Origin of the sequence: Streptomyces sp. URMC 124, assembly GCF_051386455.1 — a bacterium.
In the GTDB taxonomy this organism is placed as follows: Bacteria; Actinomycetota; Actinomycetes; order Streptomycetales; family Streptomycetaceae; genus Streptomyces.
The window spans coordinates 1-3499 of sequence record NZ_JBPQTS010000283.1; the positions used below are offsets into that span (position 1 = coordinate 1).

The following is a 3499-nucleotide window of genomic DNA, read 5'->3' on the forward strand; positions in this document are numbered from 1 at the left end:
GCACCTGCCGGAACCGCCCGCTCCCCCCGCTCCCCCCGCGGACCTGCGCGGCCGGTTCCGGCAGGTGCCGCGGCGCGGGGTCCTCGCGGTGGTCGCCGCGCTGCTGGCCGTGCTGGTCGGCACGGGCGTCTGGTACATCAACTCGGGTCAGTTCACGACCGTCCCCGCTGTCCTGGACATGCCCCGGGACAAGGCGGAGAAGACGCTGGACGACGCCGGGCTCGGGGTGCGCGCGAAGGAGGAGTTCAGCGACACCGTCGAGCGCGGTCACGTCATCGCGGCCGACCCCGCGCCCGGCAAGCGCATCCGCAACACCGGCAAGGTGACGATCACCCTCTCGCGGGGCCCCGCGCGGGCCGAGGTGCCCAACGTCGTGGGCATGTCCTTCGACGAGGCGAAGAAGAAGATCGAGGGCGCGGGCCTGACCGTCGGCGAGGTCGGCAAGCAGTTCAGCAGCGAGACCCCGCAGGGCTCGGTGCTGGCCACCGACCCGAAGCCGGGCGAGCAGCGCCGCCCCGAGGCGCCGGTGGCGCTGACCGTCAGCAAGGGCGCGCCGCTGGACGTCCCGGACGTTCGCGGCATGTCCGTGGACGCGGCGACGGCCGCCCTGCGCGACAAGGGCTTCGAGGCCAAGGTCGCGGACGCACAGGTCTTCTCCGACCGCGCCAAGGGCTCCGTGGCCGAGCAGTCCCCCGGCACGGGCGACAAGGCCGCCAAGGGCGACACGATCACCCTCACCGTCTCCAAGGGCAAGGAGATGGTGCCGGTGCCGGACGTCACGGGCCGGAAGGAGTCCGAGGCCAAGCGGCTGCTGACGGAGGCGGGCTTCAAGGTGAAGGTCGACAAGCCGTTCTTCTTCCCGCAGGACTCGGTCGAGAGCCAGTCGGTCAAGGGCGGCGAGCAGGCCGCCAAGGGCGACACGGTCACCATCAAGCTCAAGGGCGGTCTGTAGCGGTGGAGGAGCCGATCCCGGGGCGGCTGCGCAACCCCGTAGGCGGTCATGTGCCGGTGGCGGGCGGGCTGGCCAAGGTGGGCCTGGCCTACGCGCGCGAGATGGGCGCGGAGACCCTGCAGGTCTTCGTCGCCAATCCGCGCGGCTGGGCCACGCCCGCGGGCAACCCCCGGCAGGACGAGGAGTTCCGCGCCGCGTGCGCGCAGGAGTCCCTGCCCGTCTGGGTGCACGCCCCCTACCTGATCAACTTCGGCTCGCACACCGCAGCGACGGTCGAGCAGTCCGCGGAGTCGATGCGGCACTCGCTGCGCCGCGGCCGGGCCATCGGCGCGCAGGGCGTGGTGGTGCACACCGGCTCCGCGACGGGCGGCCGGCCGCGCCGGGCCGCGCTGGAGCAGGTCCACGAGCGGCTGCTGCCGCTGCTGGACGAGCTGACCCACGAGGACGACCCCTGGCTGCTGCTGGAGCCCACGGCCGGGCAGGGCGCGTCGCTGTGCTCGCTGGTGGAGGACCTCGGCCCCTACTTCGAGGCGCTGGAGCACCACCCGAAGCTGGGGGTGTGCCTGGACACCTGCCACGTCTTCGCGGCGGGTCACGACCTCGCGGAGCCGGGCGGGATGAAGAGCACGCTCGACGAGCTGGTCTCGGTGGTGGGCGAGGGGCGGCTGCGGCTGATCCACGCCAACGACTCGAAGGCGGTCGTGGGCGCGCACCTCGACCGGCACGAGAACATCGGTTCCGGCCACATCGGAGCCGACCCCTTCGCGGAGCTCTTCCGCCACCCGGCGACGGCCGGTGTGCCGCTGACGATCGAGACGCCGGGCGGCCCCGCGGGCCACGCGGCGGACGTGGCGCGGCTGAAGGAACTGCGCGACGGCGTGCTCTGACCGCCGCCGCGGGCCCTACAGCTCCGGGCCCTCGCCCGGCTGTTCCTGGTAGGAGTAGCGCTGCTCGCGCCAGGGGTCACCGATGTTGTGGTAGCCCCGCTCCTCCCAGAAGCCGCGCCGGTCGGCGGTCATGTACTCCACGCCGCGGACCCATTTGGGGCCCTTCCAGGCGTAGAGGTGCGGCACGACGAGGCGGACCGGGAAACCGTGCTCGGCGGTGAGGGGTTCGTCGTCCTTGTGCGTGGCGAAAATCGTCTTTTCGGAGGCGAAATCGGCCAGGCGCAGATTTGAGCTGAAGCCGTATTCCGCCCACACCATCACATGCGTGACCCCGGGCGCGGGCGGTGCGAGTTCGAGCACCGTACGGGCCGACACTCCGCCCCATTCGGCGCCGAGCACGCTGTATTTGGTGACGCAGTGCAGATCCGCCACCACCGTGGTGTACGGCAGTGCGGAGAATTCCTCGTGCGTCCAGCAGTGCTTGTCGCCGTCGGCGGTCGAGCCGAAGACCCGGAACTCCCACCGGTCCGGCTTGAACCTGGGCACGGGCCCGTAGTGCGTCACCGGCCAACCGCGCTGGAGACGCTGGCCCGGCGGCAGCTGGGGGAGCTCCCCTTTGTGGCTTTCGGTGTTTTTCGAGGGCCCCATGCCCCCATGGTGTCAGACCTTTCCCGGCGCCGATGACCAGGGGTTCCCCTATACGGACAACTCGCACTAAGTGTGCACTTACTGGACGGTTTCGACAGGGTGGTGCGAGGATGCGCGCAACCTGCCAGTCATCCTTGCTTGGAAGGAGCCTCTGCAATGCAGGGCGACCCCGAGGTCATCGAGTTCCTGAATGAACAGCTGACTGCCGAGCTGACCGCCATCAATCAGTACTTCCTGCACGCGAAGCTGCAGGAGCACCACGGCTGGACCAAGATCGCGTCGCATACGCGCGCCGAGTCGTTCGACGAGATGCGGCACGCGGAGACCCTCACCGACCGGATCATCTTCCTGGAGGGGCTGCCCAACTACCAGCGGCTCTTCCACGTCCGGATCGGCCAGACCATCACGGAGATGTTCCAGGCCGACCGGCAGGTGGAGGTCGAGGCCATCGACCGCCTCCGGCGCGGGGTGGAGGTCATGCGGGCCAAGGGCGACATCACCTCGGCCAATATCTTCGAGGCGATCCTCGCGGACGAAGAGGATCACATCGACTATCTGGACACGCAGCTGGAGCTGATCGAGAAGCTCGGCGAGGCGCTCTACATCGCGCAGTTCATCGAGCAGGAGAACGGCGGGTCCGGCTGATCCCGGCCCGCCGGGGGCTAGGCCGCCTGGGGCTGCGGCAGCGCGGGTATCCCGGCGCCGAGCACGTCGGAATCCCCCTGGTCGACCAGCTCGCGGCGCGGGCAGGCGCCACGGCCGAGGAGTGCCTGGATGCGGCGCACGCAGCCGCCGCAGTCGGTGCCCGCCTTGCAGGCGGAGGCTATCTGCCGGGGCGTGCACGCCCCCTTGTCCGCGTGGTCACGCACCTGCTGCTCCGTGATGCCGAAGCACGAGCAGACGTACACGCGGTTCACCGCCAGCCGGGTTGATCAATAAGGTTACCCTTACCTTACCCGGCCGGGTGGCGGAAAAACAACGCCGTGGGGGGGGGGGGGGGGGGGGGGGGGGG

Annotated in this window: 5 protein-coding genes; 3 read left to right on the forward strand and 2 right to left on the reverse strand. The window is 70.5% G+C overall.

The annotated features are described in order from the left end of the window. Both ACSNOG_RS32140 and ACSNOG_RS32145 read left to right on the forward strand, forming a co-directional pair. A partial coding sequence (locus ACSNOG_RS32140) for a PASTA domain-containing protein (RefSeq protein WP_436756234.1) occupies positions 1 to 952 on the forward strand: 952 nt, incomplete at its 5' end. Between the two features lie 2 nt (positions 953 to 954). Next, complete coding sequence (locus ACSNOG_RS32145) at positions 955 to 1839, forward strand: deoxyribonuclease IV (protein WP_436756235.1); 885 nt, start codon at positions 955 to 957, stop codon at positions 1837 to 1839. Positions 1840 to 1854: 15 nt separating this feature from the next. Here the strand turns inward: ACSNOG_RS32145 and ACSNOG_RS32150 are convergent, their stop codons facing one another. Next, the gene (locus ACSNOG_RS32150; protein ID WP_436756236.1) at positions 1855 to 2487 is read right to left on the reverse strand and encodes a sulfite oxidase-like oxidoreductase; all 633 of its coding nucleotides are present in this window, start codon (positions 2485 to 2487) and stop codon (positions 1855 to 1857) included. Between the two features lie 156 nt (positions 2488 to 2643). On the opposite strand from ACSNOG_RS32150, the gene bfr reads away from it, so the two are divergent. Continuing rightward, positions 2644 to 3132, forward strand: coding sequence for a bacterioferritin (bfr, locus tag ACSNOG_RS32155; protein WP_436756237.1), 489 nt, complete (start codon positions 2644 to 2646; stop codon positions 3130 to 3132). A 17-nt stretch (positions 3133 to 3149) separates the two neighbouring features. On the opposite strand, the gene ACSNOG_RS32160 is transcribed toward bfr, so the two are convergent. After that, entirely contained in the window at positions 3150 to 3404 is a 255-nt protein-coding gene (locus ACSNOG_RS32160) for a (2Fe-2S)-binding protein (protein ID WP_436756238.1), read from the reverse strand. Positions 3405 to 3499 lie beyond the last annotated feature (95 nt).